We start from the raw sequence: 23,860 nt of genomic DNA, 5'->3' as shown, positions 1-23,860 counted from the left end.
GGGATCATTGTATGAATAAAAATGAAATGATCAAACAGATCGAGCAAAACGTATATTTTGTCCATGTTTTTTTCAGGCACTTCCTGAAGCCGCCCCATCTTTTCATTAAAAAGCTCAACATGCTTAATATCTCCCCTTCAGAGATACAAATGCTGTTCCTGGTAATGGATAATGGAAGGTGCACCATGACCGAGCTGAGCAGGGCGATGCACATCCCGAAATCGAATGTAACGAGCATTGTCGCAAAGCTGATCGAACTGGATTGCGTGGAGAGGATTTACGATCCGAATGACAGGCGGCGGATCTACGTGGACATTACTAAGACGGGCAAGGCGTTGCTCAGGAAGGGACAGGAGGGATTTGAAAAAGCCATGGCTGATATGATTAAGAACTACCCGGATGAACAGATAACTCGCCTGAGCAAGATACTGGAAATGATGAGGGAGATGCTTGAAGCCGACCCGGAATATACAGGCAAGAGGCAGCGATGATTTCAGGGCAATTGATTCGACGACGGCAAACCTCCTCCGGCGGGACTTGACATTAGCGGCGTGTACGAAAAGGGGAGAGGGAGATGGATAAAATTAAAGAGAAAATTTTAAGCGCCTTGCCGGAGGCACTTTGACCGTGGAGTAATGACTTTTCCGATGAGGGCGCCTCTGATATCAACCGTTATGTTGGGGAGCTTTTCCCGGAAAGAGAACACACATTCCTACGTGTTAAATACTGCGTATCGCGATATGCGATAATAAGTTCTTGCCGCAAATACTCATCCATCCCAAATAACTAATACAAACTACTATTTATACTGCTATAGCAGCAATATATCCCATATTTTCCTATTATATTTTAAAATATCATATATTTTACCGCTGTAGCAGTATAATATATTGACTTTTAAATCTATCCGCTGTATTTTAGTGATAATCTAATGTTTTTACTGTTATAGCGGCAAATAATGACATCCATAGAGATCGGAAATATAGTCCTCATCCACAGGAAAAAAAGCGGACTCACCCAGAAGGGACTGGCGATAGTAGCCGGTGTGGGAAAAACCGTGGTTTTCGATATCGAAAAGGGGAAGGAGACCGTCCAGATAAACTCCCTGCTGAAAGTATTCTCTGTCTTGAACATATCAATAGTTCTCAAAAGCCCGATAATCACGCTGATGGAGGGGCGCGATGAGAAAAGCTGAAGTGTATAATTTCGGGGTTTACGCCGGGGATCTGATTGAGGACGAAAAGGGAAAACAATACCGATTCAGGTATGCGGATCACTATAAGGGTCCCGCGGTGTCACTTACACTCCCTCTGGCTGAACGCGAATATCAGTTTGATGCATTTCCTCCATTCTTCGAAGGCCTCCTTCCCGAGGGGATACAGCTTGATGCGCTGCTCCGCAAAGCGAAGATAGATCGGAACGATTATTTTTCAATTCTTATAATAACCGGAAAAGATCTTGTCGGTTCGGTGACCGTTCAGGAGCCTGCATGAATATTTGCCCTATAATATATCAGCCATGCGGCGAAGAGAAATATTCACAAAAAGGGTTATCCCTTCTTTCAAAAAATCTTACACGGCTTAACGATTTCCCGTACACGCAGGAGGAACAGCTGCACGAAGCCGCAATGCGGGCGGATAAGATGTCCATTCAGGGGGTGCAGCCTAAACTCAGCGCGAGGCTTGCTACGAAGGGTGAAATATTTACCATTGCAGATCGCGGCGGAGAGTATATCCTGAAACCTGAAAACAGTTTTTATCCCGAGCTCCCCGCGAATGAATCCCTGACCATGAAGCTTGCGCAATCCGCCGGAATAGAGACGCCGCTGAACGGGATGATCTACTCATTAGACGGACGGCTTACCTATTTCATAAAAAGATTCGACCGGTACGGAAAGGGTAAAAAACTCTCTATTGAAGATTTTGCCCAGCTTGCCGGAAGGAGCCGCGAGACAAAATATGACTACAGCATGGAAAATCTCGCGGGCCTGCTTGACCGGTTCTGCACATTTCCGGTAATAGAGAAAGTCAAACTGCTGCGCCTGACATTATTTAATTTCCTCACGGGGAACGAGGACATGCACCTGAAAAATTTTTCTGTTATCCTCCGTGAAGGCAAGGTTGAATTATCCCCTGCCTATGATCTTCTTAACACAACGATTGCATTAAAGGATGCCAAGGCGGAGATTGCGCTTCCGATAGACGGGAAGAAGAATAATTTAACCAGACAGGCACTTATCAACTATTTCGCGAAAGAAAGACTCGGTATTAATAATACCGTAATAGCACGCGAACTGAAATATTTAGAAACCGCATGGTGCGGATGGGAAAAACTTGTATCAATAAGTTTTCTTTCGGCGCAGATGAAACAAAGGTACATAGAAATGATACGCCATCGCGGGGAGAGAATCGGATTTTTAAAAATCCATGGGATCCCATTCCCGCTATAATCTCACAGGAGACTACACATGTCGATTTGGAAAAGCCGGGATTCGATAGATGATTTAACGGACAAATCAAAAAACACCTTGGTTGAAAATATTGGAATTGAATATATTGAAATTGGCGAAGATTTCATTAAAGCGAAAATGCCCGTCGATAATCGGACCAGGCAGCCGTATGGAATTTTGCACGGGGGCGCTTCTTTGGCATTTGCGGAAACATTGGGCAGCGTAGCCGCGCGCCTTAGTATCGATAATTCTAAAAAGAGATGCGTCGGCCTTGAAATTAATGCCAATCATGTAAGGTCAGTATCGGAGGGGTTCGTCTATGGTATCGCGAAACCCTTGAATTTGGGAAACTCGATTCATGTTTGGGAGATTACAATAACAAATGATGAAGGAAAGTTGGTGTGCGTGTCCAGAATGACATTATCGATTTTAGATAAACAATAAGCGTAAATTTCCGGGATATCCTTGACTATTGCCGCTTATTCAGGTAAGCTATTGCAATATTCAACAACCTACCCAAGGAGATTCATATGAAAAACAAATCCCTGCTCCTTTTCGTAATGATCTTCTTCACGGCTTCAATTCTCAATGTTGCGCTATCTCAAACCAAAGTATCGACAGGCGACGCGGTGTTCGCGGAGTGGACACCTAATTCCTGGTATCACGGCAAAGCGGGAATCGCCTGCGCCCAGGGCCTCACCATCAATTTCGATGACGGTGACGTCAAGTGCTGTACGACGGCCCAGATCGTGGCGGATGTCGTTCCTGCCGCTTCCGCGTTGAAAGTCGGCACCAAGGTACTCGCCCTCTGGGGCAACGGAAAATACTATCCGGGAACCGTAAGCGCGATCGCGGGAAATGATTATTCCATAAATTTCGATGACGGGGACAAGGGCAAGGCTTCCCTGGACCACATAAGGGTGAAGTAGGAACCGCACGTGCCGAATCGCCATCGTGAACACTTTAAAGCCCCTGCAAAGGGGCTTTTCTCCATTGAGGATGAACTTCCCGCCATGTTCGCGAAAGGGATTGGCTACGCAGCCGGCCCCCGGTTACCGGAACGAGGGTTCAGAATTCATGTTATTAATGCAGGGGTACCGACGTGAGAAAGCGAGGTGTTATCCTATGGTTGGCCGTTCTGGTAATTCTTTTCCCTGGCGCAGGATTTACAGGTCCCGATGAAACGCTGACCCGCGAAATCACCTACCTGTTAAACACGATTGAAACCACGGAATGCGCGTTTCTGCGGAACGATGTTTCCTATTCATCGAAAGAAGCCGCGGACCATATCAGGAAAAAATACGATTACTTCAGGGATAAGATCGGTTCGGCGGAGGATTTTATCGAACTATGCGCCTCTCAAAGCAGCATGAGCGGAAAACCCTACATGATCAAGTGCGGCGATTCGGACGCGGTTCCAAGCCGTACCTGGCTGAAGATTAAGCTGGATGAATTTCGCAGGGATAATAAATTTTCTTATTGATTTTAAAAGCCATCATGTTTGATTCTAATCAAGCGAAATGAAGCAGGGTGACCCCCGTTTCATTTCCTTTCGAATGCGCCCGTAGCTCAGCTGGATAGAGCATCGGACTTCGAATCCGCAGGTCGCAGGTTCGACTCCTGCCGGGCGCGCATCATTCCTGCCACGTTACATTTCGTAAAAAAATAAATGAGCGATCATTGTCCATGGGGAAATATCGGCGAAGCCAACCGTAATCAAGATTTTCACCTGGGTGTGGGTCTTGAATCCCGGATAGGATTCGCGGTGCGGACAGGGAAGCCGTACCGGGGAAACAATCGGGGATCGGGCAGACTGCGCTCCCGATCCCCGGACAGGTATTACTGTGCCACGTATTGAATTATCTGGATGAGTACCCCGTCGGGGTCCTGGACGAAGGTGGTCCACCGGTCCGGCCGCGGCTGCAGGGGCTCAAAGAGGAGCTTCACCCCCATTTCCTTCAGCCGCACCGCCAGGGCCTGGATGTCCTCGACGATAAGGCTTATATGATTGAGGCCGGTCATGGTGCTCGCGTTGGCCTGGGTGTCACCCGGGTTGCCGCCTTCGATCTCGATCTGGAAGGTATCGTTCCCCACGAAATGAAAATTTTTTCCCATGATGCTGACCGTCTCGATTTTCCGGAGGCCCATGATATCGCAATAGAACCTGAGGCTCTCCTGGACGTCCTTCGCTTTTATCCCAAGGTGGTAGAACTTCATTTGCCGCCTCCGAACTTGTCCTTTACCAGCTTGAAGCATTCGGCGGAAATATCGAGTGTCTTCTTTATATCCGCGTCCGTTATGGCGGCGCAGACGAACCAGTTGTGGTGCGGGTGGAAGAAGATACCGCGCCGGGCGGCTTCGCCGCAGAAATACCGGTTGATCTCGAAGGTCGGGTCATTCGCGAAGGTCATGTACGGCATGGCCGGGGGACCGCTGGTCGTGATCGTGACACCAGCCGCCGACGCGGCCTCCGCCAGACCCTTCATGAGCTTGGTTCCCATGCTGTCTATTTTCTGAATGGCGCCGCTCGCCTTGATCTCCTCTATGGACGCGAGGGCCGCCGCGAAAGGGACCCCGGAGAAGAAATGCGTGCCGGTAAAAAATATCTTTTCGGCGGATGTTTTCAGATCCTTCCTTCCCATCGCAACCGCGATCGGGTAACCGTTCGCCATGGCCTTTCCGAAGCACTGGAGGTCGGCGTTGTATCCGTAATGGACGGCGCTTCCCTCGAGCTTGAGGCGGAAACCGCACCGGATGTCGTCCACGATAACCATGAAGCTTTCGCTTTTCGCGAGGGCGTTTATCGCATCGACGAACTCTTTTTTGGGCAGCGCCTGGTCCTTCAGGGCGTCATGGCAGTGGGGGGTTACTATAACCGCCGCTATTTTGCCCTTGTTCTCGTTGACGAGCCTCGTGAAATCGGCAGCGTTGTTGTACTCAAAGGATTGCACATGGGTCTTCCATTCAGCGGGCACCCCTTCCCCATGCGGCTGGCACCAGAAGTGCGAACCGTGGTAGGAGCCCTTGGCCATAAGTATCTCCGTCTTCCCGGTGAACACGCGCGCCACCGTGATGGCGTAGGAGGTCACATCGGATCCGTTCTTGCCGAATACGCACCAGTCGCCGCCGTGGATCGTCTCGACCATTTTTTTCGCCAGCGGGACCCAGAGGTCCGAGGGCAGGGTAAAGCAGTCCGCGTTTTCCTGCTGTTTCCGCGCGGCCGCCTCGATTTTCGGGTGCCGGAGGCCCAGCAGGTTCGTGCCGAATGAGCACATGTAGTCGATATACTCGTTCCCGTCGACGTCCCATATGCGGCATCCGTCTCCCCTTTTAATAAACGCGGGGTAGGAACCGAATGTCAGGAACGCCGGTGTGCGGGGACCGTAGATTCCATTGGGAACATACTTTTTCGCCTCTTCGAAAAGCTCGTACGATTTGGTCAGGTCATAGAGTTTCATGGTAATCCCTCCTTGCAAGGTTATCGAAACAGCCGTTCATTAGGAACGGCGGCGCGCGCAGAAGAGCAGTGACGGGCAGGAGTTATGTTGACACGGGCGGGCAGGCTCCGTATCGTACCGCATTCACGCGGGGCACGCCGGTGTGCACTGAAAAGAAACCGGCTGTCGGGCATGTGGCTGTCGCGGTACCCTTTTCGGAAAACGCGCCGCCATGGCGGTCATTCATATCTGCGCCCTTGGGCTGTTTATAAATGTTAATATTTCACTAGAGTGTAATATTATTTACTTGACTGCATTTATTTATACATATAGTGAATTGTCAATAGAAAAAACACGCAGCAACACAAGAAAATTATGCAAAAGAAACAGAGGGCCGTAAAGAGCGACGAAAGAAAGGCGTGGGAACGCGATCAGCGGATAAACAGGATCATCGATATCGTTGAGGACCTGTTTTATACCGGCGGTTATGAGGCCACCACGGTGGATGAGATCGCCCGGGCGGCGGGGTATACCAAGCGCAGCATCTATCTGTATTTCCGTGACAGGGAGGACCTCTTTCTCGCCGTGGTGCGCAGGGGCCAGTTGCTTTTCAAAAGCGTACTCGAGCAGGCGCTGGCCGGCCCGGACCGCGGCAAGGAACCGCTGGTAGTCCGCCTGGGGCGCGCGTTCTACCAGTACTCGCTGGACCACCCCAAGTACATCACGTTGCTGATGACCTACGAGTCGAAACTCCACCGCTACGTGCCGGACACGCAGGAGGTGGACGACGGGAGCTACCGTTCCCAGTGCCAGCGGCTGTCGTCCGAATACGGCCGGATCGTAACTTCGGCCATCGAGGAGGATATCGGGAAGGGCCGTATCCGCACCGTCCTGAGCGCCCGGCAGCTTATGTTGCTGCTGTGGGGGCAGGTGTTCGGCGTGCTCCAGATCATTCTTATGCGGAAGGCGTCCTTTCGCGAAGTATATCAGACCACACCCGAAAAGCTGTTCGAGGAATACCTGTCGATGGTGGTAAAATCGTTTCGTTGAAACGACGCCCCCGCCGGCATTGCAGGCATACTGCGCTGATTTTAAGGCGCCCGTTCCGCGGATTTTGATCAGGGATCGCTTAATTTCCCATGGGGAATGCTTTTTGCAGAAACAGTTATATCGGCGGGTGGTCCGATAAAAGAAACGTCATCGACCAGACTTATTGAGGAGATACTATGAGCACAGAAAAAAAGAACATAACGTCAATGGGAACGGTGGGCACGTTTCTTAACGGGAGGGCGTGTTCCGATACGCTTTTCCACGTCCTTAACCGCGCGTACGGTTACCCATTGAAAGACGAGGAGCGCGCCGCCATGCCCCTTGCGGGCGGAATAATGCAGCATGGCTACCAGTGCGGCATGATCTGGGGCGCCGCGCTTGCCGCGGGGGCCCACGCGTACCGGATTCTGGGCGCGGGCCCGCAGGCTGAAGCCAGGGCGATCGTCGCGTCGCAAAGGCTCGTGGAATCATTCCGCGCACAGAACAATAATACGAACTGCCTCGAAATAACGGATATCGACAAGTCGTCCTCGACCATGAAGATGATAACCTTTTTCCTGATAAAAGGCGGGACCATAGGCTGCTTCCGTATGGCCGCGCGATACGCGCCTGCCGCACTTAATGAAATAAATGCCGCTTGTTCCGAAGAACAAATTGAAACACCCGCGGCTTCCGTAAGCTGTGCGGCGCTGCTGGCCCAAAAGATGGGCGCGTCCGAAATGCATTCTGTCATGGCGGCGGGGCTTGCGGGCGGAATCGGCCTGAGCGGGGGTGCCTGCGGGGCATTGGGAGCCGCGATTTGGATCACGGGAATGAGGAGCCTCGAGGCAGGCACCGATAAGCTTGGCTTTAAAGAACCCACCGCCCTCGAGGTAATTGATAGATTTATAAAAAGCTCCGATTATGAATTCGAATGTTCTAAAATAGTCGGACGAAAATTTGAAAGCATCGGCGACCATGCCAATCACGTATGCAAGGGTGGCTGCTCGAAAATCATAGAAGCGCTTGCCGCCGGATAACCGCCCGGATGCAGGCCCTCGCTAACACGCAAAATATTTATTTTTTTATTTGACAATATTCCGACTATGTTCCTATAGTCCGTGCATCAAATTCGGATAATGAAATGAACGGAAAAACAGTACATACCATTTCGAACTCGGACGCCGCCGGCGTACGATTTTATTGGTTTTGGTGGACAACCAGCACGGTGTTCGCCTGATCCGACATTGAACTGACAATCAATCGGAAGCCGCGGGCGACATCGCCCGCGGCTTTTTTATCAACACCAGCAGCCGCGGAACCTTAAAGGGATTCGCGGCTTTTTTATTTTATGGAGGCACCAGGCTATGATGTATCCCTCGCTCTCGACCGTCACAAGACTCGCGCGGCGATTCAACCGCATCCCCGTGTACCGGGAGATGAACATCTCGGAGCCGGGGATGCTCATGCTCCTTCGATCGCTCCAGTCCCAGGAGAATGTGGTTTTCCTGGAAAGCGCGCACGGGAGGGGAAAGCCGCAGCGCTTCTCCTTCCTGGGAATCCACCCCCGCCGGCTCGTGCGATGCGTGAGCCCCGGGGAAGTCCTCGTGAGCGAGGGCGGGCGCGAGGAGCGCCTGGAAATAAATTTCTTCGACTACATGAAGGCGCGCATGGCCGAACACCGCGCCCCGCACTACCCGCGCTACGGCGACTTCAACGGGGGCTACGCGGGCTACATGGGTTTCGGGCTCGTGAACCACTGCGGGATCATGCGCGCGCCCGTCAAGGAAAACGCGCCGCACCCGCTCGCGATGTTCCACCTCATAGACGACTTCATCGTCCACGACGGAAGGGAGAACTGCTATCATGCCGCGACCTGCATTGACACGGAGGGGGGGGAGCCGATAGCGCTTCTTTACGAACGAGCCTGCGCCCGCCTCGAAATGATCGAGCGCGAGACGATAGCCCGCATCGTGCACACGCGCGTCCCCTGCCTTCCCCTGCGCGCCGATGCGGACTGCCTGGCCTTCCGCGACGAGCCCGCGCGCTTCATGGAAAAGGTCGCCCGCGCGCGGGAGCTTATCGGCGCGGGGGAGGCGCTGCAGGTGGTGCTCTCCATGCGCGCGGACATCACCGAACGCGTCGACCCGTTCCTGTTTTATCTGCGGCTGCGCCGCCTCAATCCTTCCCCGTACATGTTCTTCCTGAAATTCGGCGACCTCGTCGTGACCGGGAGCTCGCCCGAGATACACGTAAAGGTGAAGAACGGGAAGGCGGTCCTGAAACCCATCGCCGGTACGATCCGCCAGGGAGAGGACCGCGCCGAAAGCGCCCGGAACAAGGCAGCGCTTCTCGCCGATCCCAAGGAGCGCGCCGAGCATCTCATGCTCGTCGACCTCGCGCGCAACGACCTCGCGCGGATATCCGCCGCCGGGAGCGTGAGGGTCACGCGCTTCATGGAGCCCGAGGATTATTCCCACGTGATACACCTGGTCTCGCTCGTCGAGAGCGGTCTTCGTCCCCGCACCGACGCGGTCGACGTGCTGCGCGAGACCTTCCCCGCGGGCACCGTGAGCGGCGCGCCCAAGGTACGCGCCCTGGAAATTATCGACGAGCTCGAAGACCACGCGCGCGGCATCTACGCGGGGGCGGTGGGCTACCTGGGGTTCAACGGCCACGCGGACACCTGCATCACGATCCGCACGGCGGTCTTCTCGCCGGAGGAAAGCTACCTTCAGGCCGGGGCGGGCATCGTCTACGACAGCGTGCCCGAAAACGAATACCGGGAGATCCGCCACAAGCTCGCGGCGCTCGCGGCCAGCCTGCCCTTCGGGCGGACGCAGGAAGACAAGGAGGAACTCGCATGTTCTGTATGATCGACAACTACGATTCGTTCACCTACAACCTGGTCCATTACGTGCGCGAGACCGGGGCCGATATCGAGGTGTTCCGCAACGACTGTGCCCTTGACGGGATCGATTTCGCGCGCTTCGAGGGCGCCATCCTTTCCCCCGGTCCCTCGTCCCCGGAGAACGCGGGCATCACCTGCGAGGTGATACGCCGTTATGCGGAACTTCCCATGCTGGGCGTCTGCCTGGGGATGCAGGCGATGGGGCACGCCCTGGGCGGGAGGGTCGTACGCGCCGCGCGCATCATGCACGGCAAGACCGACGAGATCACCCACCGCGGCGGGCCGCTCTTCAGGGGCATCCCGGAGCGATTCAACGCCGTGCGCTACCATTCGCTCGCGGTGGCGCGCGAGGGGCTTCCCGAATGCTTCACGGTGGAGGCGGAATCGTCCGACGGCGAGATCATGGCGCTCTCCCACCGGGAGCGCTTCCTCTGGGGGGTGCAGTTCCACCCGGAGTCGTACCTGACCGAACACGGGCGCACCATTATAGAAAATTTTATCGGAGGATGTCGAGACCATGCGGAAACTCATTCAAAGCATAACTGAGGGAAATTCCCTGGACGCCTCGTCCAGCGAATCGCTTTTCGATTCCATATTTTCCGGAAGCGTGTCGCCGGTGGAGCTCGCCGCGATACTCGTCGCGATGAAGATGCGCCGGGAAACATCCGACGAGCTCGTGGGTGCCGCGCGCTCGATGCGGCGCTTCGCGGTCGACCCGGGACTGGAAGAGGGGAACCTCTTCGACACGTGCGGCACGGGGGGCGACCATTCGAACTCGTTCAACATCTCGACCTCGGCGGCGCTCATTCTCGCGGCGATGGGGGTGCCGGTCGCAAAACACGGGAACCGCTCCGTCTCGAGCAAAAGCGGGTCGGCGGATTTCCTTGAGGCACTGGGGATTCCGATAAACCTGCAGGGGGACGCGGCGCGCGCCTATTTCGCGCGGCACCGCTTTCTCTTCCTGTTCGCGCCGCTGCACCATCCCGCGATGAAACACGCCATGCCCGTGCGCCAGGCACTGGGCGTGAGGACCATCTTCAATTTCCTGGGACCCCTGACCAACCCCGCCTCCCCGTGCAGGCAGATGATCGGCGTCTTTCACCCGGGGGTGCTTCCCCTGTACGCCGACGCGGCCGCGTCCCTGGGGTTCGAACGCGTGCTCCTCTATTCGTCCGTGAGCGGCATGGACGAGGTTTCGCCCCTGGAGCCCACGGTGGTGATCGACGTGCGCGGCGGCGCGAAGGAGCGCTTTACGATCGACCCGGCCGCGATGATCTCGCGCGCGGAAGCTGAGTCCATTCCCACGCACTGCAGCGCCGATCAAAACGCCCGGCACTTCATGGAGACGGTGAGCGCATCGGCACCCACGCCGCTGGGGAAGCTCCTGGCGCTGAACGCTGCGCTCGCCCTGCACGCGCGCGACGAGGCCACGACCATCGCCGATAATTACCGGGACGCGCTGGACGCGGTCGTGAGCGGCCAGGTGCGCCGCAAGGTGGAATCCATGCGCGAGGAGGCCGCGTGAAGGCGCGCTTTTCACTGGATGCGATGCGCGCGCGCAAACTCGCGGAGCTGCCCGCTCTCAAGAAGCGCCTGCGGGAAGCCCCCGCGCGTACACGCCGTCTGCACGGCTTCGCCCCCGCGCCCGGCGCGGTGACCGTCATCGCCGAACTGAAGCAGGCCTCCCCCTCGGCCGGGAAGATCCGCACCGTGGAACCCGTCGCGCAGGCGCGCGCGTACGAGCGCGGGGGCGCGGGCGCCCTGAGCGTGCTCACCGACGGCTCCTTTTTCGGGGGAAGCTACGACGACCTCGAGGCCGTGTGCGCCTCTGCCGACCTCCCCGTGCTCTGCAAGGAATTCGTCTATTTCCCCGAGCAGGTCGAATGCGCCTATCGCGCGGGCGCGGACATGGTGCTCCTGATCGCGCGGGCCCTGGGCGCGCGGGAGCTTCGGGATCTTTACGCGCGCGTCGCGGTCACCGGCATGATCCCCCTTGTCGAGATCCACGAATCCGGCGAGCTCGTCAAGGTCCTGCCGCTCCAGGCGCCGTTGCTCATGGTGAATTCACGGAACCTCGAAACGCTGGCGATCGATCGTGCCGCGGCCGCGCGGACGCTCGGGGAGATTCCGCGCAACGTCGGAAAGATCGCCGCGAGCGGCATCGAGTCGCGCGCCGACATGGAGCCCTTTCTCGAAATGGGTGCGCGCGGATTCCTGGTCGGAAGCGCCCTCATGAAATCAGCCGATCCCGCATCGATGATCAGGGAGCTGCGCGATGTTCGTTAAGTGCTGCGGGTTCACCCGCGTTGAGGATATCGCCGCCGCGGCAGAATTAGGGATTTCGGCGGCGGGACTGATCTTCGATCCACGCTCGCCCCGCTTCGTGAGCCCGGCGCAGGCGCGGGAACTTTCGGGCGCGATCGCGGGGAGCGGGGTGCTCACCGTGGGCGTGTTCGTCGGCGGGACCCCGCAGCAGATCGTCGAGACCTGCGAGTACGCGCGCATCAATTGCATTCAGCTCTACGACGGGGAAACCGCGCGCGCGCTTTCCGGATTCCGGCCCCTCATCCGGGCGTACCGGATCAGGGGCGTCGAATCGCTCTCCAGCGTATCGGCGCCCGGGGATGACGGCATGGTGCTTCTCGATGCGTACTCTGCGAGCGCGCACGGAGGGACGGGAACGAGCTTTGACTGGGAGACGCTCAAGGGCTTCGTTCATATAAAACGCACGATCGTCGCCGGGGGTGTATCGGCGGCCACGCTCCCCCGTCTTTTGTCGCTGGTCTCACCGCTGGGCATTGACGTCTCGTCCGGCATCGAGGACGCGCCGGGGATCAAGTCGCACGGGAAAATGAAAACGCTTTTAAGAATCGTACAGGAGGCTCACCATGACCGCATCCGCACTGCCTGACGCACGGGGCTACTTTGGAAAATTCGGCGGGCGCTTCGTGCCCGAAACGCTCGCGAACACGCTTGCAGCCCTCGAGGAGGCCTACGCCGCCTTTCGCGCCGACGCGGAGGCGCAGGCGACGTTAGGCGACATGCTTGCCAATTACGCGGGCAGGCCCACGCCCCTATACCACGCGAAGCACATCTCCAGCGCGACCGGCGTGCGGATATACCTGAAGCGCGAGGACCTGCTGCACACGGGGGCCCACAAGCTCAACAACACGCTGGGGCAGGCGATGCTCGCGCGCTACATGGGCAAGCGCCGCCTCGTCGCCGAGACCGGCGCGGGACAGCACGGCGTCGCGACCGCGACAGTCGCCGCGCTCATGAACATGGAGTGCGTCGTCTACATGGGCGAGACCGACATCGCGCGCCAGATGCCCAACGTGAAGCGCATGAAACTCCTGGGCGCGCGCGTCGTGCCCGTGACGAGCGGGGGGAAAACGCTCAAGGATTCCGTGAATGAGGCGATGCGCGACTGGGTGAAGCACTGCAGGGGCACGCACTACCTTCTGGGCTCCGTCGCCGGGCCGCACCCCTTTCCCATGATCGTGCGCGATTTCCAGTCGGTGATCGGGCACGAGGCGCGGGCGCAGATGCGCACACAGACGGGGGGAGACCCGGACGCCGCGATCGCGTGCGTGGGCGGGGGAAGCAACGCGGCGGGCCTCTTCCACGAGTTTATCGGCAGCGGTGTCGAGCTCGTGGGCGTCGAGGCCGGGGGGCGCTCGTACGTACCGGGCGATCATAGCGCGTCGCTCACCTACGGCGTCGAGGGCATCCTTCACGGATGCCTGACCACGATTCTGCAGAACAGGCACGGCCAGGTCGACCCGGTGCACTCGATCTCCGCGGGGCTCGATTATCCCTCTGTGGGTCCCGAACACAGTTTCTGGAAAGAAAAGAAACTCGTACGCTACGAGACCTGCAGCGACCGGGACGCGCTCGTGGCCTGCCTCGCGCTCGCACGCGCCGAGGGTATAATCCCGGCGCTGGAATCGAGCCATGCGCTGGGTTATGTGCTCACGAACCGCAGGCAGTTCAAGGGACGCTCGGTGATCGTCAACCTCTCCGGAAGGGGAGACAAGGACCTGGATACAATCATGAAGGAGGCGGGAATATGAAACCGTACAACGGATGCTACCTGGTGGGGAATTACCCGGACCGCGCGCGCTTCATCGAGGCGTCGCTCTCGGCCCTGGAGTACTTCGATTTTCTCGAGGTGGGCGTGCCCTTCTCCGATCCCGTCGCCGACGGACCCGTTATCTGCAATGCGGCGCATGCGGCGATCGAGGCGGGCGTGACGCCGGACGCGGTGTTCGAAAGCGTGCGGGAGATTGCCGCGCGCATGCCCGCGGGAAAGCACATTTACCTGATGCTCTACGCGAATCATGTCTACACCCGCGGCCCCGCGCGCTTCGCGGCCGAGTGCGCCGATTCGGGGGTGCACGGCGTGATCGTGCCCGACGTGCCGTACGACGAAAGCGCCCGTTTCAAGGAGCCGCTGGAATCCCGGGGGGTGCGCTTCGTGCACTTCCTCACCCCGGAGAACACGCCCGCGCAGGCGGAGCGCTATGCCACCGGTGCCGGGGGATTCCTGTACGCGGTTTCGATGCGCGGCATCACGGGGGGGGACCTTTCGATCGACGAGGACACGGCAGCCGTGATCGCGCGCGCGCGCGAAGCATGCGCGGTTCCCGTGGTGCTCGGATTCGGGGTGAGAAGCGCCGCCCACGCGAAGTCCGCGCTGGCCTGTGCGGACGGATTTATCATGGGGACGCGCCTTGTGGAGCTTCTTGCGAATGAAGGCATAGAGGCCTTCACAGGGTTCGTGAACGGTCTCCGCGAGGAACTCCGCGGAGAAGTGATGGCCGCGGGGGCGTGATCACGAATCGCACCGGATACCCCGAAGGGCTCCCAAACGGTTGTTTTTCTAACAAGCGTATCCGGTGCGCCTCACGATTTTTTCTCCTTGGCGGGTAATTCCGGGGGACGGAGTCCCCCAATATAGCTGCCAGCAGGCAATTCCATCTGAATTTGAGAAGCTGACTGCGCTCCCTTTGTAACGGATATAATTAATTAATTCACTATTCTCCTTCGCGAGCAATTCGGCCATGTATTTCTTGACCGCAATCGCCACCAGGAGCGAAACGGACTTCTTGCAAAGCTTCCTCATGTCCGTAAAATACTCGTACTCTTCCGCATTGAACCGGATGCAGAAACAATACCATCCTCCCTCCGGTTTGCCGGTCTGGCGCCGCACCCCGGTAAAACCCCCCAGTAATTGATGCACGTCGCGCATGAGCCGCGTCAAAAGCTCGACAATAATCTCGTGTTGTGTTTTCCCGAGCCGTTGCGCCGCGCCGGCAATCGAGTCTCGTGTCGCGGGTGCCATGTTTATGGAAGTCGTCACCATGCTGATTCTCCGTTCGTATCAAAATAAACGTACATTCCTGATACGCGCGTGGGCGGCAAAATAAAAATTTTTCCCGACCCGATAATGGAAAAACCGCAGGCAAATCCTGCGGTTTTTCCGGCCCGGCGGACCTTCGTGTCCGGGAATACTCTATTCCGCCGCCATAGTGAACCGGTACCGGACTACCCGTCGTCCCCGCTCACTTCCCCACAAGCATGACCTTCCCCTCCTCCGCCGCGAACGAGTCCGGGAATTTTTCCACGAGCACCCTGAGCGCCTCCTTCGCCTTCACCGGATTGCCCATTGCCGTGTACGTCTTCGCGAGCCCGAACCATGCCTCGGCGCGGGTCATTGCGTCCGGGTAGCGCTTGATGAGCGCCTCGAACGCAGCGAGCGCTTCCGTATATTTCGCCATGTAATTCTGGAGCACGTGCCCCTTGCGGTACCACGCCTCGTTCGCCTCGTCCGTGTCGCCGTATCGCTCTATGAATTCCTGGTACTTCGCGACCGCGGCCTCCCAGTTGTTCATGCGTTCCAGGAGAAGCGCCTCGTCGAGAAGCTTCCGCGACAACCGCTCGAGCTTAAAATCCGCAAGGTTCACCTGTTTAGGCTCGATCGCCATGTCTCTTACCGCGGTTTCGTAGCCCCGCGAAGAGACCTTTATCTGGTGCGCGCCTTTTGGAAGAAAGGTAAGCACGGGCGCCGTGCCCGCGGGAAGGCCATCAATGCTTACCTCGGCCCCGGGCGGATCGGCCGTAAGCCTCAACGTGCCTATCTTATTGTTGAGCGCGTCCTCGACGTTGCGCGCGATATGGCGCGCCACGGGCCTCATGCCGTCAAGCGAAACGATCTCCGTGTAGCCCGTGAACACGGGCGCCCCTCCCTCGGTGCTCAGAAGCTCGTAGGCGATACAGGTGACGTCCTTGAACACGCGGATGCCCCCCGTAAGCCGGTAGGCGATGCCCCTGACCTTGAGATAGCCGTCCGCGTCGTTGTTCTCGATCACGCCCGCCATCTCGAGGGCCTTCTCGTTGATGAGCGCCTTCGAGTGCGTGCGCTCGATCACCTGGAGCTTGCGCAGCGCCCCGAGCTCGCTGTTGAGCATCTCGGCGAACGCGCCGCCGTATCCGGCGCCCTGCGCCATGACGTTCGCGTCATCGAACTTGAACACGGTGACGGTCGTTTTATCGGCGCCCTCCTTCTCCTTGCCTTCGAGCTCCCCGCCCGTGAAGGTAATCTGGATGTCCTTGTTCACGTAGCGGCAGGCCGAGTCGACCGTGTAGGAATCGATGCCCGATGAATGCACGATGCTCCAGTCGTCCACGTTCACGGTCCGCACGTCCACCTGGTAGAGCGCGCCGAAACGGGAAATGGAGCCCACCGCGATGTAATTGATCTTGAGCGCCTCCCCGACGCCTCTGAGCTCGTCGGGGTTCGCCGCGCCGGCCTGCGCGAGCTCGAGCTTCCTGATATACCCTTCCACCTCGCCCGACTTGCGCAACTGGAACCGCGAGAGCGAACCCAGGTTCGCCGCGATGAGCTGCGCGGCGTTTTCCCCGGGCTTTTCCGCGTCCGCCTCCGCGGTGAGAAGCTCGAAGGAAGCCACGGCGATCTTTATCGCCTTCGCCTGCGACCATGCGATGCCGCACAACGCGCATGCGGCGAATACCAATGCGGCGATTTTCATTCTGGTTTTCATTGTCAGCCCCCCAGCTTCTGGATCCAGAGCCTGACCGCCGCGCGGTCCGGGGCGTTGGGCCGCACCTCAAGATATTTCCGGTACTGCGCGAGCGCCCCGGCGTTATCCCCCATCTTGAGCTCGTAGAGTATCCCCAGGTTCTTATACGCGCTCGCGTAATCGGGCTTCAGCTCCATCACTTTTTTCAAGGACTGCTCGGCCCGCGCGGCGTTTCCCGTCTGGTAGAACATGACACCCATGTTGTTGTACGCCTGGAAGTTCGTCCCGTCGAGCTCGACGGCGCTCGTGTAGGACGCGATGGCGGCCGGGTAGTTCCGCATCTTGTAGTGAAAATTACCCATCTCGAAATGCGCCGGCGCGAGCTTGGGATCGAGCTCGATCGCGGTGGCAAGCTCGTTCTCCGCGTCGCGAAACCGGCCGGACGCGAGGTAGGTCTTTCCCAACAGGTAATGCGCCTCGGGGCCGTTCGGATAATACTTGATCGATTCGAGCGCCGATTTCATGGAGCCGGCCGCGTCGCCCTTCTCCGATTCTATCTGCGCGATCTTCCGGTGAATGGACGCGCGTTCGAAATCGTCCTTCGCGCCGGAAAGCGAGTCGCGCAGTTTATTAAGCTCCTGATTCATCGCCGCCTTCTCCGAGAGCTTCCAGTTGTCCTCGAGTATCGCCTTCTCGCCCTTCTTGCATGCTGGAGAGAAAAATGCGAGCGAACACACGAGTGCGGCCAGGCACAATCGCGTCATCAGTTTCATTGCCGGTTCTCCATGATCAGATTATGATTCCCAATAACAGGATCGTTGTGCGCGGAAAAATTTCAAGTACAATTAGCAGCCGCACGATACGCATCGGGTATACGAATGCATTCATATTCTCCCGCTTCATTTTCGGGGGCCGATGCGCATGCGTGCATGCATCCGTCCCTTTTCACAGGCATGCCTGCCACCGACATCCTATCGGCCATATCCGATACGCGATCCTCGATGAATGCACCAAATTTAACTCAAAGCGTTTTGTGGCGGGCAATGGTCGTGGCAGAGATCGAAGAGATTCATTCCGCAACGATGGCGAATGCCCGCACCGGGAAGGAGCCGAATCGCTTCACCATGGGCGGCACCGCGAAGAAGCGGAAGGCTTTCCCCCGGAGCGCTTCCAGGCCGCAAAGATGCTCGACGATGGGAATCCCCGCGCCCAGCAGGATAGTATGCACCGGGCGCAGCAAATCGAGAGTGCTGTCTATGTTGTAGGAATCGATCCCCACGAGCGCCACACGGGATTGCGCGAGAAGCATGGCGGCGTCTCGCGTGAGGTGAGGATGGCCGGAATAATAGGTCTCGGTGCGCCAGTGCGCATCCCAGCCCGTATAGACGAGCACGGCCTTCCCCGCGAGCGCGAGCCCGGAAAAGTGGGACGCATCGGCGGCCCTTGTACCGGCGGGAAGGCTCACGAGTACGCCTTCCAGGTTAGCGAGCGACGCGAGCGGCAATGCCGCGAGGTCCGCCCCGGCGCGGTGACGGTGATACGGTGAATCCACATAGGTTCCCGTGTTCGCGACCATCTCGATCCTGCCTATGGTGAACTCGGTGCCGGGGCCGTAGTGCGCGTGCGAATCCTCGAAGCCCATGTGCTCTCCGATCGCGGGCGCGGGCAGCCCCTTGTAGGTAATCATCCCGTCTTCTATCTCGTGACTCAGGTCTATGAATCGGTCCATGCTTCCCCCCTCGATACGTGTATCGGACCCCCTGATATTCCCGCGGCGGATCGTGAACAGTCAAACAATAAAATCCACGGGTATCCACCGCCGTCCCTTTGCGGCGATAATCCGGATTCCCGGATTATTGTCCGGCGGCGCCCCCGGCATTTCTGCTTGACGCGGACTCTATTCTCTGCGTATACTCGGCGCATATCGGCGTGCGGGATCGCGCGCGGCTTCTCATCGAAAAAATCTGACGCACCAAATTCAGGCAGGAAATGGAAAGGAGGTACCCGTATGACTCGCAGGCTATTATTCATTATTCTCGCGGCGGCCTTGGCCCTCTCGTGGGGATGTAAAAAAGACATCGGGGGGGTCATGCTCGAGAACGCGGCGTTGCGCGACAAGCCCACCACCGAGACGGGGGCCTTCAAGTGGATCGCCAACGTGAACCGCGGGCAGGAGCTCAAGGTGCTCATGGTGCAGAAGGACGGCGACTGGATGGAGGTCGTGCTCCCCGACGGAACGACGAAGGGCTGGATCCAGAAACAGTTCGTTTTCGAAGGGAAGAAGCAGGTGATCGAGTTCGACGAGAAGACGAAGCTCCACGAACAACCGGACGGCGACTCGCCCGTCAAGGGGCAGCTCGCGAAAGGCACCAAGGCCATCGTGATCGCCGAAAAGGGCGACTGGGTCAAGGCGCATGTGAACATGCAGCTCGTGGGCTGGGTGAAGAAAACGGCGGCGCGCGAAGCGCCCGACGCGAAGGCGAAGCCGGGCAACGAGATCGCGATACCGGGGATCGGGAAGTGCCAGTACGAGGCGTCATCGGCGCTGCCGGACAGCGGCGGGTACAACTTTGGCGCGGCGAACCTGTTTGACGGCAACCCCGGCACCACCTGGCAGGTGGGCAACGACGGCATAGGCCAGTGGATCGCGGTGAGCTTTCCCGAGGCGACATCGGTGACGGTGTCGATGATCAACGGCTTCGTGCTTAAAGACAAAAATTTCGCGAGCTACGGCGCGGACGGCGACCTCTACGTGCTCAACAATCGCGTTAAATCGATGCGCGTCGAGATCACCGCGGATAACGGCAACACCTTCACCTCGGCGGTCAATTTCGAGGACAACAGGCGCGACCTCCAGAACGCCGGCACCTACAAGGGCGTGAAGCGCCTCAAGTTCATCATAGACGGCGTCTACAAGGGAACCAAGTGGCAGGACACTGCCCTCGCCGAGCTGAAGCTCGCGAAGGCCATGTAGGCGTTTCGGGAAAACCCCACAGCACAGGCGGCAGGGCGGCAACGCCCTGCCGTGTCTGTTTTTCAGGATACCCCCCGCCCATTCGCAAGCCTCTTGATTTAAACGATCGGCTTTTCATCTGTGAGGTGCCGGGTCACGGCGTCTCCGAATATTTGATAATGAGATTGACGGCTCCGCGTTATTCGTATAACGTCGAACAATCCAGTTCCCCCTGCTTTCTTGAAACCGATCGAGGAGGCTCCCATGAAAATTACCCATCCAGTCCCTGCAATCGTCATTCTCGTACTATGCCTGGCCGCATTCTCATCCGCGGCACATGCGGACCAGCAGAGCAACTTCCAGATCGCCCCGTCTCCCATCGCCTATCCCTATTTCGAATCGGGCCGCACCGACATGACCGCGGGCGGGGCCCTCGTGAGCATCTCGATGGGCGAGCTCTCCCTGTTAGGCGCAAACGGTGAATTCAAAGGCAGGGGCGCATTTACGGAATTCCTGGCCCTGGACTTCGAAGCAGGTCTCATGATGATGGGCGGGACCATGCCCGGAATCCCCCCCATTACAACTATTTACACTAGTTCGGCACCATATACCCCATATTTCACACGGGTCGACGGAGACGCGACTTTGTTTCTATTCGGAATGCGCGCGAGCACCAATATTGAGATACAGGCCATCCATACGAGTGATTTCAGCCTCATATTTTTCGCAGGGCCGAATTTTGGTTTTTCCCTGTTCACCATAAACACGCCCTACAGCGTCATTGTGCCCCCGCCATTTGCCAACCAGGGCGAGGTATTTTCAGGCTACACCGATACTGTGAATATCAATTCCACTACCTACGGCATCCAGTATGGCGTTCAGTTCGATATACCCCTGGGCGGCCAGGTGCGGCTGAGCCCGTTTTTCATGATAAGCTCTTTCAAGGGCAGCGCCACGCTCACCGACAATCCCGGCTATTCGGGGGCCGGTTCCACATCCATCACCGTGGACATCCCGAATACCGTCTCAATGTCATACGGGTTTGATATTATTTTCGATGATATCAGCATAGGGACCGTACTTCAGCAGCTCCAGTCCTCGGCCAAGGGCTCGGAGAAGCAGCGCGTGATCCAGATCTCGGCGAGTTACCACTTTTCAGGGGGCTCTGAGGGCGAGGAGAAAAAGCATGGCTTCGAACCGGAGCCGCCGGAGAAATAGGCAAAATCAAATCGCCCCGGCATCCTTGAACCTACCAATTACCTAAATCACAAAAACCGCATCAGGAGGCCCCCTAAATCCCCCGGAGGGGGACTTCAACAATCGGCAGAATATGCATTTTCTATTAATGGCAAATGTCGTTACCCCTCGCCGGGGGGCATGGAGGGCGTTTTTTGACTTGTGGGTAATGGGTAGTTACGAAAGGGGGCGCGCCGACAGGCGGGGGGATTTAACGCACAATTGAGAGCCCGCCCGTTACCTTATTTTCCCGGCCTCCCGCACCATTCCACGATCGCGTCCACCAATCCGTCAATGGTGTACTCCTTCGCCTCGATGTCCACGCGCTTTCCAAGCTCGCGAAGCGCCGCGGAGGTGACCGGACCGATCGACGCCAGGGCGGCGCTGGTATCCTTCACCATGGCGAAAAAGTTTTTCGCGGTCGAACTGCTCGCGAAGGTGACGATATCGGCGTCGCGCACCCGCTCGAGCGCTTCCGCCCCCGCGTCATCCGGCATCACGGTGTCGTAGATATGCACGCGGTCGACCGATGCCCCCAGCCCGGCGAGCCCGGTACTGAGCACCTCGCGCGCGCCTGACGCGCAGGGAAGCAGTACGCGCGCCCCCGCGACACCCGCCTTCCCGAGCGCCGCGAGCGCCGCCTCGGCGACGTATTCGTCGGGCACGAGGTCGGCCACGATTCCGCGTCCCGCGAGCTCCGCCGCGGTCGCGGGCCCTATCGCGGCGATCCGGCACGCATGCAGCGCACGCGCGTCGAGACCGTTATCCGCCATCGCCTGAAAGAATATGCCCACGGCGTTCTGGGAGGTGAATACGATCCAGGAATAGGTCCCTATTTTCCCCAGCGCCTCGCGAAGGGAACGCTGGTCCCCGGGAATCCTGATCTTTATCGATGGAAGCTCTATCGCCTGCGCGCCCAGCGCGGCAAGCTTCCGGGAAAGTACCGAGGCCTGCTCCCTGGTGCGCGTCACGACGATATTTTTCCCGAACAGCGGGAGCGTGTCGAACCAGCGAAGCTTTTCGCGCAGGCCCGCCACCCGCCCCACCACTATGATCGCGGGAGGCGTCATGCCCGCCGACGCCGCGGAGGCGGCGATATCCCCGAGCGTCCCCGCCGCCGTGCGCTGGGCGGGCGTGGTCCCCCAGGTGACCACCGCCGCGGGCGTGTCCGCGGGGAATGCCTTCCGCGTAACGAGCGAGGAGGCGATGTGCTCCAGGTTTTTCATCCCCATGAGGAAGACGAAGGTTTTATCGGGATCGTAGTCCGGGAAGTTTACGTCCTCGCCCTCCGGGGCGTCCGCGCGGCGATGCCCGGTGATCACCTCGAAGGCGTTCGCGAAATCGCGGTGGGTCACCGGTATCCCGGCGTAGGCCGGCGCTGAATAAAACGAGGAAATTCCCGGAATTATGGCGAAGGGAATGCCGTGCTTTACCAGCTCCTCGGCCTCCTCGCCGCCGCGGCCGAAGATGAAGGGGTCGCCCCCCTTCAGCCGCACCACGACCTTCCCCTCCAGGGCTTTTCGAACCAGGAGCGCGTTTATCTCCTCCTGAGGCAGCGTGTGGTCTCCCCCCTGCTTTCCCACGTAAATCTTTTCGCACGAAAGCGGGCCCAGCACGGAAGGGTTCGCGAGGAAATCATAGATGACGCACTCCGCGTCGCGCAGCGCGTTTAGCGCCTTGACCGTTATCAGGTCGGGGTCGCCGGGACCGGCCCCCGCGAGGTAGACGAATCCTTTTTTCATAGCAGCGAATCGGCCCCTTCCTCTTTCAGTATCCGCGCGAGCTCCGCGCCCGCGCGCTCGGGATCCTCGTCCACGACCGTGCGCCGCAGCAGGGCGCTTCCGTCCAGTGCGGCGATCACCCCCGAGAGATGGACCCTGGGTCCCTGGACGATGCCCAGCGCACCCAGGGGGACATGGCACCCCCCGCCGAATTCCTTTAAGAATGCGCGCTCCGCGCGTATCGCCCGCGCGGTCTCCCGGTGCTCCAGGGCGGAAACGATTTCGGCTAACGCGGAATCGCCCGCGCGCACCTGGAGCGCGAGCGCCCCCTGCGCGGGGGCCGGAAGAAAATAGGAAAAGGGCAGCGTGAAATCGACGAATCCGGAGAGGTTGAGCGCGAGCCGCGAGAGTCCCGCCCGCGCGAGTATAACCGCGTCGAACTTGCCCTCGGCCAGACGCCTCACGCGTGTGGGCACGTTGCCGCGGAGCGGCCGCACCTCCACCCCGGGATGCGCCCTCCGAAGCTGGGCCGCGCGCCTGAACGACCCCGTCCCCACCACGGCACCGTCACCGAGCGGGAAGGCCTTCTCCCGTGCGTACCGGTCGGCGCGCACCAGGAGCACGTCCGAGGGGTCTTCGCGGACGGTGATCGCGGCGACCGCGAGCCCGGGCGTTTCCTCGGTGGGAAGGTCCTTCATCGAATGCACCGCGAGGTCGGTGCGCCCCTCGAGCAGGGCGTCCTCGATCTCCCTGGTGAAAAAGCCCTTCCCCTCCATCTTATCGAAGGAAAGGTGCTGCACCTTGTCGCCCTGCGTCTTGATGATCACGATCTCGACGCGCTCGCGGCCCAGTAGCCCGGCCACGTGGCGTGCCTGCCAGAGCGCGAGGTCGCTGCCGCGGGTCCCTATCCGTATTTTATCCATATCGTTATACCTGGCGCCGACGCGGAAAATCCGTCCGGGAGACATGGCGTCCCCTGACGCGTCGAGCATCACACAAGCAGAACCGGACATCGTTGTCAAGTCGATAAACGGATGGGTGTCCGCGCACGCCGGGGAAGCGCGACTTCGCTCCCTGAGGG

The 23,860-nt window shown here is 58.6% G+C and carries 26 protein-coding genes and 1 tRNA gene; 19 read left to right on the top strand and 8 right to left on the bottom strand.

What is annotated here, in order from left to right:
* Window positions 1-11 precede the first annotated feature (11 nt).
* The 8 genes from EPN93_12225 to EPN93_12190 all read left to right on the top strand — a co-directional run bounded on the left by EPN93_12225 (window position 12) and on the right by EPN93_12190 (window position 4,081).
* Window positions 12-491 (top strand): MarR family transcriptional regulator, encoded by a 480-nt coding sequence (locus EPN93_12225; GenBank protein ID TAL34481.1) that lies wholly within the window; start codon window positions 12-14, stop codon window positions 489-491.
* Window positions 492-958: 467 nt separating this feature from the next.
* A complete protein-coding gene (locus tag EPN93_12220; protein TAL34480.1) occupies window positions 959-1,195 on the top strand; it encodes a transcriptional regulator in 237 nt (78 codons plus the stop codon).
* Window positions 1,182-1,493, top strand: a complete 312-nt coding sequence (locus EPN93_12215) for a toxin HipA (GenBank protein ID TAL34479.1) — start codon at window positions 1,182-1,184, stop codon at window positions 1,491-1,493. Before EPN93_12220 ends, EPN93_12215 begins: the two co-directional genes overlap by 14 nt.
* Complete coding sequence (locus EPN93_12210) at window positions 1,490-2,449, top strand: type II toxin-antitoxin system HipA family toxin (protein TAL34478.1); 960 nt, start codon at window positions 1,490-1,492, stop codon at window positions 2,447-2,449. Before EPN93_12215 ends, EPN93_12210 begins: the two co-directional genes overlap by 4 nt.
* A gap of 18 nt (window positions 2,450-2,467) precedes the next feature.
* On the top strand, window positions 2,468-2,893 hold the full coding sequence (locus EPN93_12205; GenBank protein ID TAL34477.1) for a hotdog fold thioesterase: 426 nt from the start codon (window positions 2,468-2,470) through the stop codon (window positions 2,891-2,893).
* An 86-nt stretch (window positions 2,894-2,979) separates the two neighbouring features.
* Window positions 2,980-3,378, top strand: a complete 399-nt coding sequence (locus EPN93_12200; GenBank protein TAL34476.1) for a DUF4537 domain-containing protein — start codon at window positions 2,980-2,982, stop codon at window positions 3,376-3,378.
* Window positions 3,379-3,551: 173 nt separating this feature from the next.
* The gene (locus tag EPN93_12195; GenBank protein TAL34475.1) at window positions 3,552-3,932 is read left to right on the top strand and encodes a hypothetical protein; all 381 of its coding nucleotides are present in this window, start codon (window positions 3,552-3,554) and stop codon (window positions 3,930-3,932) included.
* 75 nt (window positions 3,933-4,007) lie between these two features.
* Window positions 4,008-4,081, top strand: a tRNA-Arg gene (locus tag EPN93_12190).
* Between the two features lie 207 nt (window positions 4,082-4,288).
* On the opposite strand, the gene EPN93_12185 is transcribed toward EPN93_12190, so the two are convergent.
* Window positions 4,289-4,705 (bottom strand): hypothetical protein, encoded by a 417-nt coding sequence (locus tag EPN93_12185; protein ID TAL34474.1) that lies wholly within the window; start codon window positions 4,703-4,705, stop codon window positions 4,289-4,291.
* Complete coding sequence (locus tag EPN93_12180; GenBank protein TAL34473.1) at window positions 4,663-5,907, bottom strand: aminotransferase class III-fold pyridoxal phosphate-dependent enzyme; 1,245 nt, start codon at window positions 5,905-5,907, stop codon at window positions 4,663-4,665. The genes EPN93_12185 and EPN93_12180 overlap by 43 nt, the downstream gene beginning before the upstream one ends.
* A 354-nt stretch (window positions 5,908-6,261) precedes the next feature.
* On the opposite strand from EPN93_12180, the gene EPN93_12175 reads away from it, so the two are divergent.
* The 9 genes from EPN93_12175 to trpA all read left to right on the top strand — a co-directional run bounded on the left by EPN93_12175 (window position 6,262) and on the right by trpA (window position 14,660).
* Window positions 6,262-6,936, top strand: coding sequence for a TetR/AcrR family transcriptional regulator (locus EPN93_12175; GenBank protein TAL34472.1), 675 nt, complete (start codon window positions 6,262-6,264; stop codon window positions 6,934-6,936).
* 176 nt (window positions 6,937-7,112) lie between these two features.
* On the top strand, window positions 7,113-7,955 hold the full coding sequence (locus EPN93_12170) for a hypothetical protein (GenBank protein TAL34471.1): 843 nt from the start codon (window positions 7,113-7,115) through the stop codon (window positions 7,953-7,955).
* A 327-nt stretch (window positions 7,956-8,282) separates the two neighbouring features.
* Window positions 8,283-9,791: an anthranilate synthase component I family protein gene (locus tag EPN93_12165; GenBank protein ID TAL34470.1), complete on the top strand. Its 1,509-nt coding sequence runs from the start codon at window positions 8,283-8,285 to the stop codon at window positions 9,789-9,791.
* Window positions 9,779-10,372: an aminodeoxychorismate/anthranilate synthase component II gene (locus EPN93_12160; GenBank protein TAL34469.1), complete on the top strand. Its 594-nt coding sequence runs from the start codon at window positions 9,779-9,781 to the stop codon at window positions 10,370-10,372. The genes EPN93_12165 and EPN93_12160 overlap by 13 nt, the downstream gene beginning before the upstream one ends.
* Window positions 10,344-11,351, top strand: coding sequence for an anthranilate phosphoribosyltransferase (gene trpD, locus EPN93_12155; protein TAL34468.1), 1,008 nt, complete (start codon window positions 10,344-10,346; stop codon window positions 11,349-11,351). Before EPN93_12160 ends, trpD begins: the two co-directional genes overlap by 29 nt.
* Window positions 11,348-12,112, top strand: a complete 765-nt coding sequence (locus EPN93_12150; protein ID TAL34467.1) for an indole-3-glycerol-phosphate synthase — start codon at window positions 11,348-11,350, stop codon at window positions 12,110-12,112. Before trpD ends, EPN93_12150 begins: the two co-directional genes overlap by 4 nt.
* Window positions 12,102-12,737, top strand: coding sequence for a phosphoribosylanthranilate isomerase (locus tag EPN93_12145; GenBank protein ID TAL34466.1), 636 nt, complete (start codon window positions 12,102-12,104; stop codon window positions 12,735-12,737). The genes EPN93_12150 and EPN93_12145 overlap by 11 nt, the downstream gene beginning before the upstream one ends.
* Complete coding sequence (gene trpB, locus EPN93_12140; GenBank protein TAL34465.1) at window positions 12,715-13,899, top strand: tryptophan synthase subunit beta; 1,185 nt, start codon at window positions 12,715-12,717, stop codon at window positions 13,897-13,899. The genes EPN93_12145 and trpB overlap by 23 nt, the downstream gene beginning before the upstream one ends.
* Window positions 13,896-14,660: a tryptophan synthase subunit alpha gene (trpA, locus tag EPN93_12135; protein TAL34464.1), complete on the top strand. Its 765-nt coding sequence runs from the start codon at window positions 13,896-13,898 to the stop codon at window positions 14,658-14,660. The genes trpB and trpA overlap by 4 nt, the downstream gene beginning before the upstream one ends.
* A 48-nt stretch (window positions 14,661-14,708) precedes the next feature.
* Here trpA and EPN93_12130 read toward each other — a convergent pair whose 3' ends face one another.
* The 4 genes from EPN93_12130 to EPN93_12115 all read right to left on the bottom strand — a co-directional run bounded on the left by EPN93_12130 (window position 14,709) and on the right by EPN93_12115 (window position 18,598).
* A complete protein-coding gene (locus EPN93_12130; protein TAL34463.1) occupies window positions 14,709-15,191 on the bottom strand; it encodes a hypothetical protein in 483 nt (160 codons plus the stop codon).
* A gap of 199 nt (window positions 15,192-15,390) precedes the next feature.
* Window positions 15,391-16,890, bottom strand: coding sequence for a tetratricopeptide repeat protein (locus EPN93_12125; GenBank protein TAL34462.1), 1,500 nt, complete (start codon window positions 16,888-16,890; stop codon window positions 15,391-15,393).
* Window positions 16,891-16,892: 2 nt separating this feature from the next.
* A complete protein-coding gene (locus EPN93_12120; GenBank protein ID TAL34461.1) occupies window positions 16,893-17,642 on the bottom strand; it encodes a tetratricopeptide repeat protein in 750 nt (249 codons plus the stop codon).
* Between the two features lie 296 nt (window positions 17,643-17,938).
* The gene (locus EPN93_12115) at window positions 17,939-18,598 is read right to left on the bottom strand and encodes a cyclase family protein (GenBank protein ID TAL34460.1); all 660 of its coding nucleotides are present in this window, start codon (window positions 18,596-18,598) and stop codon (window positions 17,939-17,941) included.
* Between the two features lie 279 nt (window positions 18,599-18,877).
* Between EPN93_12115 and EPN93_12110 the strand changes: the two genes are divergently transcribed.
* Window positions 18,878-19,843: a hypothetical protein gene (locus EPN93_12110; protein TAL34459.1), complete on the top strand. Its 966-nt coding sequence runs from the start codon at window positions 18,878-18,880 to the stop codon at window positions 19,841-19,843.
* Between the two features lie 243 nt (window positions 19,844-20,086).
* Complete coding sequence (locus EPN93_12105) at window positions 20,087-21,040, top strand: hypothetical protein (GenBank protein TAL34458.1); 954 nt, start codon at window positions 20,087-20,089, stop codon at window positions 21,038-21,040.
* 260 nt (window positions 21,041-21,300) lie between these two features.
* On the opposite strand, the gene cobA is transcribed toward EPN93_12105, so the two are convergent.
* Window positions 21,301-22,800, bottom strand: coding sequence for a uroporphyrinogen-III C-methyltransferase (gene cobA, locus EPN93_12100; protein TAL34457.1), 1,500 nt, complete (start codon window positions 22,798-22,800; stop codon window positions 21,301-21,303).
* On the bottom strand, window positions 22,797-23,792 hold the full coding sequence (locus tag EPN93_12095) for a hydroxymethylbilane synthase (GenBank protein TAL34456.1): 996 nt from the start codon (window positions 23,790-23,792) through the stop codon (window positions 22,797-22,799). The genes cobA and EPN93_12095 overlap by 4 nt, the downstream gene beginning before the upstream one ends.
* Window positions 23,793-23,860 lie beyond the last annotated feature (68 nt).

This window comes from Spirochaetota bacterium, from assembly GCA_004297825.1.
Taxonomy (GTDB): domain Bacteria; phylum Spirochaetota; class UBA4802; order UBA4802; family UBA5368; genus FW300-bin19.
Note: the sequence above shows the minus strand (reverse complement) of the source record. Positions and strands in the feature narration are given on the sequence as shown.